Source organism: Desulfurivibrio alkaliphilus AHT 2 (genome assembly GCF_000092205.1).
Classification (GTDB): Bacteria; Desulfobacterota; Desulfobulbia; order Desulfobulbales; family Desulfurivibrionaceae; genus Desulfurivibrio; species Desulfurivibrio alkaliphilus.
Map to the genome: position 1 here is coordinate 15,916 of NC_014216.1, position 14,697 is coordinate 30,612.

Below are 14,697 nucleotides of genomic sequence, written 5' to 3' on the forward strand. Positions count from 1 at the left end.
AAAACCCGCCAAACGGGTTGGTCGGTAACGCGAAAGCAATTAGTTACAAAGCGCGCCCAGTCGGCGGCGCGGCTTTTTGCGACGCCGACAAATTTAAAAAGGATCGGGGCGGGCTGTAAGCCGAATTCTGTACCCGTTGCCGGGCCATGGTCATTTCTCTAGGGCGCCGGTTGCCCGGCGTCTCATGCGATCTACCCGGAAACATCGGGCGGGCCGCCCTCAAACGTTTCCCTATTTGATCTTGCTCCGGGAGGGGTTTACCCTGCCTTGCCTGTCACCAGGCAAGCGGTGGGCTCTTACCCCACCATTTCACCCTTACCGGTTGCCCGGCGGTATAATTTCTGTGGCACTTTCCCTGGGGTTACCCCCGGTTCGCGTTACGAACCTCCCTGCCCTGCGGAGTTCGGACTTTCCTCCGACCCCTTGCTCGTAGCAAAGTGCCGGCGACCATGCGCCCGCCCCGAAGAATGCAATTTACGCCTTTTGCGCCTGAAAGACAAGAGTGAAGAGGGGCGCGTCAGCGCCAGCGGGAGCCGGTATCTCCTTACACCTTTTCCTTCTCTTCGGCCTCCTGGGGGAACATGATGCGGTTGCAGGTGGGGCAGAGCAGCAACCGCTCTTCCTTGAGCAGGTCGTTGTAAAGCTGGGGCGGAATGTTCATGAAGCAGCCCCGGCAGACCCCGGCTTCTACCCCGGCCAGGGCCAGGCCGTTGCGCCGCTCCCGCAGGGTGTCGTATTTTTTGAGCATCGCCGGCGGCACGTTTTTGACCTTGGTGTTGCGCTTTTTGATGATCTTTTCCTTGTCGTTGGTCAGGGCGGCGTGGCGTTTTTCGGCCTTTTTGGTGTCTTCCTTCAGCAGTTTCTCTTCGCCGCTGCGCAGGTTGTCGGTTTCCTCGATCTTCTTTTCCAGCTCCTCCAGCTCTTCGGCGATCCGCAGCAGCTCTTCCTCCCGCTCCTTGTTGGCCTTCTTGGCGTCGTCGGACTCCTTGAGCAGGCTCTGGTACTCGCGGTTGGTCTGAATGTTCATCATCTTGGCCTGGCGGTCGCGGATCTTTTCCAGATCCTCTTCCAGGCCCGTTTCCAGTTCCTGCTTGCGCTGCGACAGGGAGTTTTGTGTTTCCCGAAGTTGTTCGGCTGTCTGCTGGTACTCCTGGATGGTCTGGCGCCGTTTTTCCAGTTCGGAATCCACCGCCGTCAGTTGTTCTTCCAGGGCGGAGATTTCCAGGTCGATGGTCTGCAGGGCTTTAAGTTGAGCAATTTCGTCTTTCAATTGTCGCCTCGTGTGGTTCCTGGTTAGTGTAGTACTTTGATTTACCTGTGCATTTATTTTTTATGCAGCCGGAAAGGGCTTTGTTGCCGGCGGCTGCTCAATACCGGAAGGTCGTGGCCGGCGGCGGCCAGTTCGCGGGCCAGACGGGCGGTGAGTCCTTCGATAATCGGGTTTTCGCTGTGGTAATGTCCGGCGTCCACCAGGCAGAACTCTTCCATTTCCGCCCAGCGGGCCACGGCGTGTTTGATCTCGCCGCTCACATAGATATCCGCCCCGGCCCGGTGGGCGGCAGCCGCCAGATCCGAGCCGCTGCCGCCGCAAACCGCCACTTTGCGCACCATGGCCGGCAAGGGCCCGGCCACCGGGGCAGCTTCCAGTTCCAGGGCGGTGAGCAGGCGGGCCAGGAAATCATCGCCGCCGATCGGTTCCGTAAGCTCACCGATGCGGCCGAAGCCGATGCCTTCCCGGTCGTCGGCGGGGGGTGGGGCGGTGGGGTGTAAAACCTGCAGGTTGTGAAGGCCCAGGCGCAGGGCCAGGGCTTCGCTTACCCCGCCCGGTACCACGTCGAGGTTGGTGTGGCAGGCAATGATGTTGATGCCCTGGTGAACGGCGGTGAAAAGTAACCGGCCCGGCGGCAAGTCCGGGCGGAGTTGGGACAGAGGCTTGAAGATCAGGGGATGATGGGTGATGATGGTGTTGCACTGGTGAGCCTGGCATTCCGCCAGCAGGTCCTCGGTGGGGTCCAGGGCCAGGAGGATGCCGCGCACCTCCCGTTGCCCGTCGCCCACCAGCAGCCCTGTGTTGTCCCATTCTTCAGTGCGGGCAAAGGGGCTGAAGGAGTCGAGCAGTTTAAGCAGTTTATTGACGGTAAAAGTAATGCTCATTAAATTCCAATCGCGTTGGCGGCGGCGCTGCAAAAGCCGACTGGGCTGGCGTTTGGGCGTAAAAAAAGGTGCCGATCGGGAGAGATCGCACCTTTTTTGAGTCCTGCGAGGGCGGCTGCCCGGAACCCGGGAAGCTTTCGCAGTACTTTGTTCGCTAGACTAAAAGAAAGAAATTTGCGGCGGCCCATTATCATTGAAGCTTGTGTGGTGAAACTGGCAAAAAAGTTGGTGGGCCCACCTGGACTCGAACCAGGGACCGACCGGTTATGAGCCGGTGGCTCTAACCAACTGAGCTATAGGCCCATGTTGTATTACAACATCGTGCTGAAGCTTAGGAAACCGGTACTTATATCGCGCGGTGCCGGTTTTGTCAAGCATCTTCTTGCCGGGTCATTATGTTGCTTCAACGGGCGGGTAAACGCCCAGCATTATCGCTGGGTGTTTACCCGACGTTCAGCCGCTAGCTGCAGACCTGCTGCTTGAAGGTCTCAAAACCCACTCGATCGATGAACCGGCCCATCCGTTCACCTTTTTTGCCTTCTTTGGCGAAGTAATCGATGATGGCGGCGGTGATCCGCCGGGCCTGGGCGTCATCCACGTCTTCCATCAGGGTTTCGGCCAGCCGGGGCCGGGAGGCGGCGTTGCCCCCCACCAAGATGGTCCAACCATTGGCCTTGCCGACAAAACCGATATCCTTTACCGAGCTTTCCCCGCACTGGTTGGGGCAGCCGGAAACTCCCAGCTTGAGTTTGCCCGGCAGTTCCTTGCCGTGGTAGTTCTCGTCCAGCTCCTTGGCCAGCCCCATGGAGTCCTGCTTGCCCAGCCGGCAGAGGGTGTTGCCGGGGCAGGTTTTGATGCTGCGCACGCACATGCCCACCGCCGCGCCGGGCGCCATATCCAGATCCTGCCAGGCCTGGTCGATTTCGCCTTCCTTGAGCCCGACAATGGCAATACGAGCCGCGCTGGTAACCTTTATCGCCGCACACTGGTACTTTTCCGCCACATCGGCAATCCGCCGCAACTGCGCCGGGTTAATCAGCCCCAGGGGCAGATGGGGGACGATGGCATAGCTTTCCTTGTCGCGCTGCAAAACCGCGCCTTTTTCTCCGTCTTTCAACATGGCTTGCTCCTTTTTGGTTTATAATTTTATGGTTTTATTGTCGGTTTTCGTGAAACAGTGCGATTTTTGTTCGGCCGGTTGCCGGTTTTTGCCCTGCCTGGCGGGATAGTGTTTAATGATTGACTAAAGCAATGTGCTTTTTTTGCCCGTAAATGTCAAGGAGATGTCGCCGCAGCTCTCGCCCGCCGGGGTGGATCATGTTAAGTTTATGGCTGAAACGCCACGGCAATAACCAATGTTTTGTCAATTTGTCAAACGGAGTAGCCTATGTCTGCCAGCCTGATTAATTTTGCCCCTGCCGTGCTGCTGGGAGCCTTGGCCGGTAGCGTGGTCGCCTGGCTGTACTGGCGCCAACATTTTAAGCGCCTGCGGGAAACCGCCGAGCAGCGGCGCCTGGCCGACCAAGAGCTGTGGGCGGAACGCCTGGCCGGTCGCGATACTCGCCTTGAAGAACTCCGGCAGGAAATCGCCCGGCTCCACGATCAAACCGGCGAGCTGCAACAGGAAAACGCCGGCCTGCAGGCCCGGGTGGCGGAGTTGAATGCCAGCCTGGCCGGGGAGCGCAAGGTTACCGAAGAAAAGCAGGCCCTGCTGCTTGAGGCCCGGCGGGAACTGGCGGACACCTTCAAGGCCCTGTCCGGCGATATCTTCCAGCAAAACAGCCGCGCCTTCATGGAGCTGGCCAAGTCCGCCTTCGGCCGCTTCCAGGAACAGGCCGGCGGCGAGCTGGATCAGCGCCGCCGGGCCATCGCCGAGCTGGTCACCCCCCTGCGGGAATCGCTGCAGAAGGTGGACCAGCAGTTGCGCCAGGTGGAAAAAGAACGGCTTACGGCCTACGCCGGCTTGAGTGAGCAGGTAAAGACCCTGGCCACCACCCAGGCTCGCTTGCAGGGGGAAACCGCCAACCTGGTCCGCGCCCTGCGAACCCCCAATACCAGGGGCCGCTGGGGCGAGATCCAGTTGCGGCGGGTGGTGGAGATGGCCGGCATGGTCAACTACTGCGACTTTTATGAACAGGAAGCGGCGCCGGCCGCCGACAGTCGCCTGCGCCCGGACCTGCTGATCAAACTGCCCAGCAACAAAAATATCGTGGTGGATTCCAAGGCGGCCCTGTCGGCCTATCTTGAAGCCCTGGAGGCCCCGGACGACGAAACCCGCCGCCTGAAACTGAAGGAGCACGCCCGCCAGATTCGCACCCACCTGGGGCAGCTCTCGTCCAAATCCTACTGGGAACAGTTCCAGCCCACCCCGGAATTCGTGGTGCTGTTCCTGCCCGGCGAAAACTTTTTCAGCGCCGCCCTGGAGCAGGACCCGGAACTGATCGAGGCCGGGGTGGCCCAGCGGGTAATCCTGGCCACCCCCACCACCCTGATCGCCCTGCTGCGGGCGGTCTCCTACGGCTGGCGGCAGGAGAAGATCGCCGAGCACGCTCACCGCATCGGGGACCTGGGCCGCCAGCTTTACGACCGCCTGGGCGTGCTGGTGAGCCACTTCCTGGCGGTGCGGCGCGGCCTGGCCGGGGCGGTGGAGTCTTACAACAAGGCGGTGGGCTCTCTTGAAAGCCGGGTGCTGGTAACGGCCAGAAAGCTCAAGGAACTGGACCCGGGCCTGGACAAGGAGTTGGAAAGCCCCGAGGCCCTGGACCTGCAGCCCCGCCTGCCGCAGTCGGGGGCGGAGCAAGACCCGGAAGAGCAACCTCCAAAAGAGTAACCTCGTAATGGCGTTTATGAAACGGCGTGTTTGCGTAGCCATTCTGGTAATGGGGTTCAGCGGCCTGGTGGCCGAGATCCTGCTGCTCCGGGAACTGCTGATTGTCTTTTCCGGCAACGAGTTGAGCATTGGGATCATTCTGGCCAACTGGCTGCTGCTGGAAGCCTTCGGCTGTTACTTCGTCGGCCGGCGGACGGAGCGTTCCCGGCGGAGGTTAATGGACTTTACCTTCCTCACCGTCCTCTTTTCCCTGGCCCTGGTGCTGGCCGTTTTTCTTACCCGCTTGATCAAGCCCCTGCTGGGTGTTTCCATTGGCGAAAGTATCGGTGTGATGCCGATGTTTTATTCCTCGTTGCTGATTCTGCTGCCGGTCAGCATTCTCCACGGCGCCCTTTTTACCTACAGTTGCCAGATCTATGCCGACCTTTCGGCCCGCAACGCCTCCCCGGCCGGCCGGGTGTATGTGTATGAAACCGTGGGCACCATTATCGGCGGTATTGCCTGCACCTACCTGCTTATTCCCCATCTCCACGCCCTGCAGGCGGTGGTCTGGTTGGCCCTGTTGAATTTTGCCGTCTGCCTGGTCCTGCTGGCCCCGCTGCGGCAAGCCGGGGCCGGGCCCAAGGCGGTGCTGGCGGCGGTGGGCGGGCTTCTGGTGCTGGGCGGCTACGCGGCTTTAAGCGGCCAGGTGGAAAGATGGCACCACCACGCCATTAAGGTCCAGTGGCAGGGGCTAAATGTCGTTCATTACCAGCACTCGCCCTACGGCAACATCAGTGTGGTGGAAAACGAGGGGCAGTATATCTATTTCCTGGATGGGGTTGCCGCGATCTTCGCGCCGATCCCGGATATCCCGATGGTGGAAAAGTTTGTTAACATCCCCCTGCTGGTCCACCCGGAGCCCCGTGAAGTCCTGGTGTTAAGCGGTGGGGCAGGGGGGGTGATCAACGAGATTCTCAAGCATCCCACCGTCGACTCGGTGGAATACGCCGAGCAGGATCCCCTGCTGCTTGAACTGCTGGAGCGCTTTCCCACCCCGCTCACGGTCTCGGAGCTGACCGACCCTAAGGTCAGGGTTCACCCCATCGACGGCCGGCTGTGGTTGAAAACCAGCCGGGAGCGTTACGACCTGATTTTTATCGGGGTGGCCGAACCGGCCAACCTGCAGGCCAATCGCTACTTTACCGCCGAATTTTTCGCCCTGGTCCAAAGCCGGCTCAAGCCGGACGGCATCGTGGTGCTGGGGCTGCCCGGCTCGCTGACCTTCCTTAATGATGAACTGAAAAACCTCAACAGCAGTATCTTTCATACCCTGGAAAGCGTCTTTGCCCATCTTCGGGTCATTCCCGGCGATGGTCGCAACCTGTTCATGGCTTCCGACGCCCCGGCGATTACCACCCTGGATGCCCCCAAGCTGCTGGCCAGGCTGGAGGCGCGGGAAATTTCCACCGAGGGGATGATGCCCTGGCATATCGAGCGGCAACTGCACCCGGGCTGGCAGGAATGGTTTGCCGACTTCATTGCCGACAGCAGCCGGAAAATAAATTACGACTTTCAGCCGTTGGCGATGTTTTACCAGCTTACCCACTGGAATGCCCTTTACTCTCCGGCTTTTGGTCGCTTGTTTCAGCAGTTTGAACGGGTAAACCTTGGCTCTGGTGCTTTGTTGCTGCTGGGTTTGCCGGTGGCCTGCCTGCTGGCGCGGCGGCTGGCAGTACGGCCGCTGCGGCTGGGTATTCCCCTTGCCATTGCCGGAACCGGCTTTGCCGGCATGATCTACAGCCTGGTCGTCATTTTTGCCTTCCAGACCATTTACGGCTACGTTTTTTCATGGATCGGCCTGCTGGTGGCCGCCTTCATGGCCGGCGCGGCCGCCGGGGCCATGCTGACCTCGGCCGCCCTCGGCGGCGGGGTTAAAACGGCCCCGTTGAAACTGTTCAAGCAGCTTGAGCTGGTTATTATCGGCTTTTCGCTGCTCCTTCCGCTGCTGTTTGTGGCCATTAATGCTTACGCCCTCAGCGAGAGCGCGCTGCTGTTTGCCCGACTGTTGTTTCTGCTGGTTTCCCTGGCCGGCGGCTTGCTGGTCGGGGCCCAGTTTCCGCTGGCCAACCAGCTTTATCTGGGGTCGCAAACCGGCCTGAGCCATACCGCGGCGCTGCTTTATACCTCCGATTTACTGGGCGGCTGGGTCGGTGGCATTATCGGCGGGGTGGTGCTGCTGCCGGTGCTGGGCCTTACCGGTACCTGCATGGCGATAGGGATGCTTAAAGTGGTCAGTTTTGTTATAATAAGCAGTGAGCCTGCCGGGCTGTACAAGGAGGTTTGATGATGAAAAACAAATTCCCGCACCATTGTACCCGCCGCTGTTTTCTGGCCGACACCGCCAAATTCGGCGGCCGGCTGGCACTGGCCACGCTGCTGTTGAAGCCTTTGGCGGCCGAGGCCCGGAGCCGGCCGGCCGATAACGGTTTTGAGCCCTCCTACCTGCGTTTGCACCGCAGCGGCGAGCTGCGGCAGCGGGCCGAAAAGCTCTGGGCGATGATGGCCGAGTGCCGGCTTTGTCCGCGCCAGTGCGGGGTCAACCGGCTGGAGGGGGCCACCGGCTTTTGCCGTTCGCCCGGCTCCAACCTGGTGATTTCCTCGGCGCACCGCCATTTCGGAGAAGAACGGCCGCTGGTGGGCCGGCGAGGTTCCGGCACCATCTTCCTGACCCATTGCGGCCTGCGCTGCGTGTTTTGCCAGAACTGGGAAATCAGCCACCTGGGCCGGGGGCATACCAGCAGCGAAGAAGACCTGGCCGAGATGATGCTGCATTTGCAGCAAACGGGTTGCCACAACATCAACCTGGTCAGTCCCAGCCACTATTCGGCTTCGATTCTGAAGGCCCTGGATATTGCCGCCGGCAAAGGCTTGCGCCTGCCCATCGTTTACAACACCTGCGGCTGGGAGCGCCAGGAGATTGTGGCCCTGCTGGACGGGGTGGTCGATATCTACCTGCCGGACTTCAAGTACTGGGACCCCGGCATGTCGGAGAAATATTCCGCCGGGGCCGATGATTACCCCGGGGTCACCCGCCAGGCGATTCTGGAGATGCACCGTCAGGTGGGGGTGGCCAGGCCGGGACCAGACGGCATAATGCAAAGGGGGTTGATGATCCGCCACCTGGTAATGCCCAACAACAAGGGCGGGTCGAAAAAAATAATGGAGTGGATTGCGGAAAATCTGCCGCAGGATACCTACGTCAACATCATGGCCCAGTACACCCCGTACCACAAGGCCTTCGATTTCCCGAAAATCGCCCGCCGGATCACCAGAGAGGAATACCAGGAGGTGGTGGAGCGGGCCCGGGAGCTGGGGCTTACCAACCTGGATGTCCAGGGCTACTGGTGGTTGCGCCGCTAGTAAGCGAACAGCCAGGCCGGGGGACAGATTTCAAATCTGTCCCCGATTACGCTACGCCTGTTAAGGGTATGTAATCATGAGCAAAAAGTCTATTCCGGCCTGGCGGCAGCTGGCCGCCGATGAACTGGCCCGCCGGGCCGCCGTCGCCCATGAGCGCCTGCGGGCCTGCGAAAGCTGCCCCCGCCGCTGCCGGGTGGACCGGCTGGCCGGCAAGCTCGGCTTCTGCCGCACCGGCGCCCTGGCCCAGGTGGCCAGCTACGGCCCTCATTTCGGGGAGGAAGAGCCCCTGGTGGGCCGGGGTGGCTCCGGCACCATCTTTTTCGGCAACTGCAACCTGGGCTGCGTCTTTTGCCAGAACTACGACATCAGCCACCCCCACGACGATCAGGCCGGCGGCATGGAGGTGGACGCCGCCGCCCTGGCCGGCATGATGCTGGAGCTGCAGGAGCAGGGCTGCGTCAATATCAACCTGGTCACCCCCAGCCACGTGGTGCCCCAGATCCTGGCGGCCCTGGTGGAGGCCCGCCGGCTGGGGCTTGCGCTACCCCTGGTCTACAACACCAGCTCTTACGACAGCCTGGCCACCCTGCAACTGTTGGCCGGGGTGGTGGATATCTACCTGGCCGATTTCAAATACTGGCGCCCGGCGGAGGCCAAACGCCTGCTGCGGGCCGAAGATTACCCACAGCGCGCCCGGGAGGCGATTGAAGAAATGCACCGCCAGGTGGGCGACCTGCAACTTGACGACCAGGGCCTGGCCCACCGCGGCCTGCTACTGCGCCACCTGGTGATGCCCGGGGGCCTGGCCGACAGCGAGGCCATTTTCCACTTCCTGGCCCAAAAGATCTCGCCCCACACCTACACCAACATCATGGAGCAGTACCACCCCAGCGGCCAGGCCCACCAATTCCCGCCCATCGACCGCCCCCTGGACCGGGCCGAATACCAACAGGCCCTGGAACTGGCCCACCGGGCCGGCCTGCACCGCCTGGATGAACGCGCCGCCGCCCGCCTGCTGCGCCGGCTGCTGCGCGGGGGCGGAGGGTGACCTGGGCTTGCCCGCCTGCCATATCTGCGCCACCAGTGGGAATCTGTGTAGCGTGGAAAAAGCATGCGTGACGCTGGTATTAATTTAGTCGTGAGGGAAGCCTGGTGTCTGAACAACAGGGGCATACTGAATATATCGCTTTTTTGGACGAATGTGGTGACCACTCGCTGACCAAGATCGACCGGGACTTTCCGATCTTTGTTTTGTCGCTCTTGCTGGTCAAGCGAACGGATTACCGGGACGTGATCCTGCCGACAATCAACGCTCTCAAGCTCAAGTATTGGGACCACGAGGGGGTCAGTCTGCACAGTCGGGATATCCGCAAGTCAACCGGGCCGTTTGCGATCTTGCAGAACTCCTCGTTGCGCCGACCGTTCATGGAAGATCTCTCGGCTTTGATGCGTGATTTGCCGTATGAAGTGTTCATTGTCGGGATCCACAAGCAGAAATTGCGTGACCGCTATGTCCGTGCCGAAAATCCCTACGAACTGGCACTGACCTTTGCAATGGAGCGTTTGCTTTACTGCCTGGAACAGCGTGAGCAGTCGATATTGCCGATCATTGCCGAGGCGCGCGGAACCAACGAAGACAATGCCCTGAAGGCGGCTTTTTTCGACCTGATCAGTAATGGGACGCGATACATCGGGAAGGGCAGATTCGAGAGGATGGTGTTTCCGCTCAGGTTTCACAATAAGCGTAAAAACATCGCCGGGATTCAACTTGCGGATTTGTGCGCTCATCCTGCGGCTCGACACATACTGAAGCCGGAACAGCCGAACCAAGCGTTCGCGATAGTCAGGAACCATCTGTATGGCGGCAATGGGAAGGTTAACGGCTGGAAGGTGTTCCCCTGAAAACGAAAACGGGCAACTCCTTTCAGAGCCACCCGCCGACCGAGAATTCCCAGTCCATGGGTAGTTTGGATATTTAGAGAGAAAAAGTCAAGAAAAATATCCGCAAAAATAATGGAAATCGGCGACCCTGCCCGGGGTGGGCCGCAAAGGTTCGGGGAATGATCGGGTAAGGCTTGGGGGTGGGCATGTCGTTGAAACTGGAGCGTGTTGAAAATGATTATTGCTGAATTGCTCAAGGCCGATGAGGGCAAAAACCTGGAGTTCAAGCAGGATCTTTCCTCGCCCCGCAACCTGCTCAAAACTCTGGTGGCCTTTGCCAACTCCGCCGGGGGCAGGGTCGTTGTCGGCGTGGCGGATAAAACGCGGGAGCCGGTGGGGATCGACAACCCGCTCGCGGCGCCCCCATCCGGGTCGTCTTTTTCGATGACCGTATCGAGGTGGAAAGCATGGGCATTCTCCTGCCCGGCCTGACCATCGAGGAGATCAAACAAGGCACTTCCCGTATTCGTAATCCGGTTATCGCCCGCGTTTTCAAAGAACTCAGCCTGATCGAACAGTGGGGCACCGGTGTGCGCCGCATATTTACCGAAGCGCGGGCACTGGGCCTGCCTGAACCCAAAATTGAAGAAATCGGCCTGCGCCTGCGCTTTACCGTTTATCTGGCAGAGCCGCACCGCATTCAGGTTGGCGAGACAAAGAGCCGGCCAAGGCCAGAGTCGGGGGTAGAGTCAGGGGTAGAGTCAGGGGTAGAGTCGAAGATGGCCGTAATGGTTCTTTCGTTTGTGAAAAAAGAATCTCTTTCTAAGTCTGAAATGGCAAAGCGGCTTGGTAAGGCCAAGCCAACCCGTTATCTCAATGACCTGATTGCCAGACTGTTGCGCGAAGGATATGTGGCATACACCATCCCCGACAAACCTAACAGCCGCCTACAAAAATACCGGCTAACCCGGAAAGGAAGGGAATTGCTGGAGGGAAACCAGCCATAGCCGCCGTGAGCCAAATCGTGGACGGCTGAGCGGTTTTTGCAGGCGGTGGCTCACTATTTGGACCAGCGTAGCCGGTATAATGGCAACCGTTGCAACCCTTCCTGGTAGCGGTTAAACTCGTGGCCTGGGGTGGGCCGCAAAGGTTTGGGGAATGATCGGGTAAGGCTTGGGGGAAGGGCATGTCGTCGAAACTGGATCGTATTTACTGGCTGTACCAGCAGCTCAAGGCCGACCGCCGCCCCTCCCGCGCCCGTTATTGCCGGCGGTTTGAGGTTGCCGCCAGCAGCTTCAAGCGTGATCTGGAATTCCTCCGCCACCGCCTCCAGGCCCCCATCGCCTACGACCGCCGCCTCAACGGTTATCGCCTGACCGACGACGCCTTCGAGCTACCCTCCTGCTGGTTCGACCCGCCCGCCCTGATCTTCCTGGCCGCCGCCTGCAATCAGCTTCGGCATCTGGACGGTGGCGGCTTCCGGGAGCTGGCGGACAAAATGGAAAACCTGCTCCGGCTCCACCACAGCGCCCTGCCGGCCCTGATCTCCTGCGAAAACGTGGGTTGGGTGAACTGCCCCAGCGGCCATCTGGACACCCTGCTGGAAGCCATGCTGGACCGCCGGCTGCTCAACCTGGTTTATCATACCGGCCACAGCGACCGGACCAACCACGACGCCCCCCGCAAGGTGGAGCCTTACCGGCTGCATCACTATATGGGCACCTGGTACCTGATCGGCTACTGCCACCGGCGCCGGGCGGCCCGGATTTTCCAGGTGGCCCGGATCGCCGAGCTTACCCTGAGCGAAGAAAGCTTCTCCCGGCCGCGCTTCGACGTGGATGCCCACATCCGCCAATCTTACGGGATTTTCAAAGGCGGGGCGGACCTGCAACAGGTCACCCTGAAATTCGACCCCTACATGGCCCGTTTCGTTGGCCGGGAATTCTGGCACCCGGAGCAGCACACCGAACCAACCGCCGACGGCGGCCTGCTGCTGACCCTCCCGGTGACGAACCACACGGAAATCATGATGCAGACCCTGCGCTACGGCCACCACGTCGAGGTCCTGGCCCCGCCGGAACTGCGCCGGCGGATGGTTGAGGAGATTCGGCGGATGGGTGGGGTGTATGGGGGTGAATGGGGGTGAGCAATGAGCAGCTACGAACCACACGAAAGGAACCAAAGAGAACCACATATGGACACCGATGAACGTGGACTGGCCATCGAGGCAACTCACAAGAAATTCTTGTCGGTTCGGTTGGAGGGTAAGCTGGAAGTCAAACGGCTAACGGTTTGTAAACCTGAAAGATTTTCCATGAAATGGCAAAGGAATTGGCCGAAAGCGAGTTTGAAAAGTTTCACCAAAAACGGCTGTCAGATTCAACAAAAGCCGAGAGTGATTTTGACAAAGTTGTGAAACAGCTCGAAGCCTCCAGAAAGGACGGCCGAGCAGACCGGGGCGGTTGATCAGGTGATGGGGCAAATTTTTCTGGTCACCCTGGTGGCAGCCTTCGGGGGGCAAGCCATGTTCCTGACCGCCCACGAAGTTGATTGAGTTGCAACCGCTCCGGGTCGCGGTTAAACTCGTGGCCTTGGGGTGGGCCGCAAAGGTTTGGGGAATGATCGGGTAAGGCTTGGGGGTGGGTATGTCGTCGAAACCGGATCGTATTTACTGGCTGTACCAGCAGCTCAAGGCCGACCGCTGCCCCTCCCGCGCCCGCCTGGATCGCCGACCTTACCCTGAGCGAAGAAAGCTTCTCCCGGCCGCGATTCGATGTGGATGCCCACATCCGCCAATCTTACGGGATTTTCAAAGGCGGGGCGGACCTGCAGCAGGTCACCCTGAAATTCGACCCCTACATGGCCCGTTTCGTAGGCCGGGAATTCTGGCACCCGGAGCAGCGCACCCGGAGCAGCACACCGAAGCCACCGCCGACGGCGGCCTGCTGCTGACCCTCCCGGTGACGAACCACACGGAAATCATGATGCAGACCCTGCGCTACGGCCACCACGTCGAGGTCCTGGCCCCACCGGAACTGCGCCGGCGGGTGGTTGAGGAAATTCGGCGGATGGGTGGGGTTTATGGGGGGGTGAGCAATGGAGCAGGGGGGCATTTTTTCGGTTTTGGGAAATTTTCGGATGGGGTGGGTCACTATATGGGCCAGGGGGTGGTTACACTGGACGGCCACGGGATATGGCGATCTAGTTTTTAAGTTTTGCTTGAAAAACGCGTGGACACTTCTTAAGTGAAGAGTGGTAACATCCTTGGGTCAGGGGCTATTGCCTTGGTCACAGCGTGGAGGGTCGCTTGGATGATTTTTACTTCTCTGGCTATCACCAATTTTGGGGTGATAGCCAGGTATGTGTAACTACATGTGGCTGTTGTAGCTGCCATATAAGGGGGTTGACAGAATCATGGGTCGTCGTAAGTACGAATATCCACCAGTAATGGCGCCTATCGCAAGTGGACCTGTGGTCGAAATATCGACGCCTAGCTTATTGGACAGCTACCAAATGGCGCAGAGCTGGGCGAAGAGTTTCGGTGACAAGCTTGATGCAATCCGCAAGATTGAGAAATCGATAGACCACGCTGATGCGCGCTCATCTTTGTGGAAACGACTTGAGTGGCTGGGAAGCTGGGCGCGTAAGAGAAAGGAGGACTGGAACACCGAAGCTAATCGCCTCGACTGTTTGCGTGCCAGCACGAAGAACGAAGCAGAGTCGATGCGGCTTCACACACAGTTCGATGTTGGTGACGATGGAAGTCCAACGTGGGCTCGTGTAGTAGATGCATTTGAGAAGCTCTCCACAGCGGAGAGAATTTGGGACGTAACCGCTCACGGTGGTCCTGATCACAGCAAATCATCAGCCAGTCAATTGGTTCAACGACATGATGTGCACTTTGGGGTTGACTCATTGCCCACAGTCCGACCAGATATCCGTTCACTTCGTATTGTGAGCGCCAATGGCCCTGATATTTGGATATATCCAAGCATGATCGCCGTCGGTGGCCTTTACGATTCGCCGGCCCTTGTTGATCTTATGGAGGTGCAAGTTAGCTGCGCTCCAAAGAGATTCATTGAAAAAGAACAGCTGCCCAGCGACGCACGGCAGGTCGGACATACGTGGCGTTATATAAATAAAGACGGAGGACCAGATCGCCGCTTCTCTGACAACCCTCAGTGGCCGGTCATGTTGTACGGCGAAATTGATCTGAAATCGACGGGCGGGCTATTCGAGAGGTATCACGTTAGTGATATAGAGAAAGCTAGACAGTTTGCGCGCTGTCTCACTGAGCACAAAGCCACCATTTGAGATAAGAATGCATACGTGGGGCGGACATAACCGCTTGCTCAACCGGGGTTCTTCGGCTTAACGAGTGGAATTGGCTGTTTTTTGTGGCGGATTACCGGGTAAATACTATTGGGGCT

The 14,697-nt window shown here is 59.4% G+C and carries 15 protein-coding genes, 1 tRNA gene and 1 other RNA gene; 12 read left to right on the forward strand and 5 right to left on the reverse strand.

The window, feature by feature from the left end; genetic code table 11:
* Positions 1–100: 100 nt before the first annotated feature.
* The 5 genes from rnpB to DAAHT2_RS00095 form a co-directional block, all read right to left on the reverse strand.
* Positions 101–463, reverse strand: an RNA gene (gene rnpB / locus DAAHT2_RS14140) — RNase P RNA component class A.
* Between the two features lie 81 nt (positions 464–544).
* Positions 545–1,270, reverse strand: coding sequence for a zinc ribbon domain-containing protein (locus DAAHT2_RS00080; RefSeq protein ID WP_013162262.1), 726 nt, complete (start codon positions 1,268–1,270; stop codon positions 545–547).
* A 53-nt stretch (positions 1,271–1,323) separates the two neighbouring features.
* Positions 1,324–2,154 (reverse strand): Nif3-like dinuclear metal center hexameric protein, encoded by an 831-nt coding sequence (locus DAAHT2_RS00085; RefSeq protein ID WP_013162263.1) that lies wholly within the window; start codon positions 2,152–2,154, stop codon positions 1,324–1,326.
* A 226-nt stretch (positions 2,155–2,380) separates the two neighbouring features.
* A tRNA-Ile gene (locus DAAHT2_RS00090) sits at positions 2,381–2,457 on the reverse strand.
* Between the two features lie 157 nt (positions 2,458–2,614).
* Complete coding sequence (locus DAAHT2_RS00095) at positions 2,615–3,274, reverse strand: ferredoxin-like domain-containing protein (RefSeq protein WP_013162264.1); 660 nt, start codon at positions 3,272–3,274, stop codon at positions 2,615–2,617.
* A gap of 267 nt (positions 3,275–3,541) precedes the next feature.
* Here DAAHT2_RS00095 and DAAHT2_RS00100 point away from each other — a divergent pair, with 267 nt between their 5' ends.
* The 12 genes from DAAHT2_RS00100 (at position 3,542) to DAAHT2_RS00145 (ending at position 14,581) form a co-directional block, all read left to right on the forward strand.
* Positions 3,542–4,984, forward strand: coding sequence for a DNA recombination protein RmuC (locus DAAHT2_RS00100; RefSeq protein WP_013162265.1), 1,443 nt, complete (start codon positions 3,542–3,544; stop codon positions 4,982–4,984).
* A 7-nt stretch (positions 4,985–4,991) separates the two neighbouring features.
* Entirely contained in the window at positions 4,992–7,310 is a 2,319-nt protein-coding gene (locus DAAHT2_RS00105; RefSeq protein WP_013162266.1) for a fused MFS/spermidine synthase, read from the forward strand.
* Positions 7,310–8,386 (forward strand): radical SAM protein, encoded by a 1,077-nt coding sequence (locus tag DAAHT2_RS00110; RefSeq protein ID WP_013162267.1) that lies wholly within the window; start codon positions 7,310–7,312, stop codon positions 8,384–8,386. The genes DAAHT2_RS00105 and DAAHT2_RS00110 overlap by 1 nt, the downstream gene beginning before the upstream one ends.
* A 76-nt stretch (positions 8,387–8,462) precedes the next feature.
* On the forward strand, positions 8,463–9,434 hold the full coding sequence (locus DAAHT2_RS00115) for a radical SAM protein (RefSeq protein WP_013162268.1): 972 nt from the start codon (positions 8,463–8,465) through the stop codon (positions 9,432–9,434).
* Positions 9,435–9,538: 104 nt separating this feature from the next.
* Entirely contained in the window at positions 9,539–10,288 is a 750-nt protein-coding gene (locus DAAHT2_RS00120) for a DUF3800 domain-containing protein (RefSeq protein WP_013162269.1), read from the forward strand.
* A gap of 213 nt (positions 10,289–10,501) precedes the next feature.
* Positions 10,502–10,759: an AlbA family DNA-binding domain-containing protein gene (locus DAAHT2_RS00125; protein ID WP_041718739.1), complete on the forward strand. Its 258-nt coding sequence runs from the start codon at positions 10,502–10,504 to the stop codon at positions 10,757–10,759.
* A complete protein-coding gene (locus tag DAAHT2_RS00130; protein WP_245526852.1) occupies positions 10,735–11,274 on the forward strand; it encodes an ATP-binding protein in 540 nt (179 codons plus the stop codon). Before DAAHT2_RS00125 ends, DAAHT2_RS00130 begins: the two co-directional genes overlap by 25 nt.
* 179 nt (positions 11,275–11,453) lie before the next feature.
* Complete coding sequence (locus DAAHT2_RS00135) at positions 11,454–12,413, forward strand: helix-turn-helix transcriptional regulator (protein WP_013162270.1); 960 nt, start codon at positions 11,454–11,456, stop codon at positions 12,411–12,413.
* A gap of 48 nt (positions 12,414–12,461) precedes the next feature.
* Entirely contained in the window at positions 12,462–12,683 is a 222-nt protein-coding gene (locus tag DAAHT2_RS14520; RefSeq protein WP_013162271.1) for a hypothetical protein, read from the forward strand.
* Between the two features lie 359 nt (positions 12,684–13,042).
* Positions 13,043–13,219 carry a hypothetical protein gene (locus tag DAAHT2_RS15175; protein ID WP_280982319.1) on the forward strand — a complete coding sequence of 59 codons (177 nt, stop codon included), beginning with the start codon at positions 13,043–13,045 and terminating at the stop codon, positions 13,217–13,219.
* An 8-nt stretch (positions 13,220–13,227) separates the two neighbouring features.
* Complete coding sequence (locus DAAHT2_RS15180) at positions 13,228–13,479, forward strand: WCX domain-containing protein (RefSeq protein ID WP_280982321.1); 252 nt, start codon at positions 13,228–13,230, stop codon at positions 13,477–13,479.
* Between the two features lie 202 nt (positions 13,480–13,681).
* A complete protein-coding gene (locus DAAHT2_RS00145) occupies positions 13,682–14,581 on the forward strand; it encodes a hypothetical protein (protein ID WP_157861374.1) in 900 nt (299 codons plus the stop codon).
* The last annotated feature ends 116 nt before the right edge of the window (positions 14,582–14,697 follow it).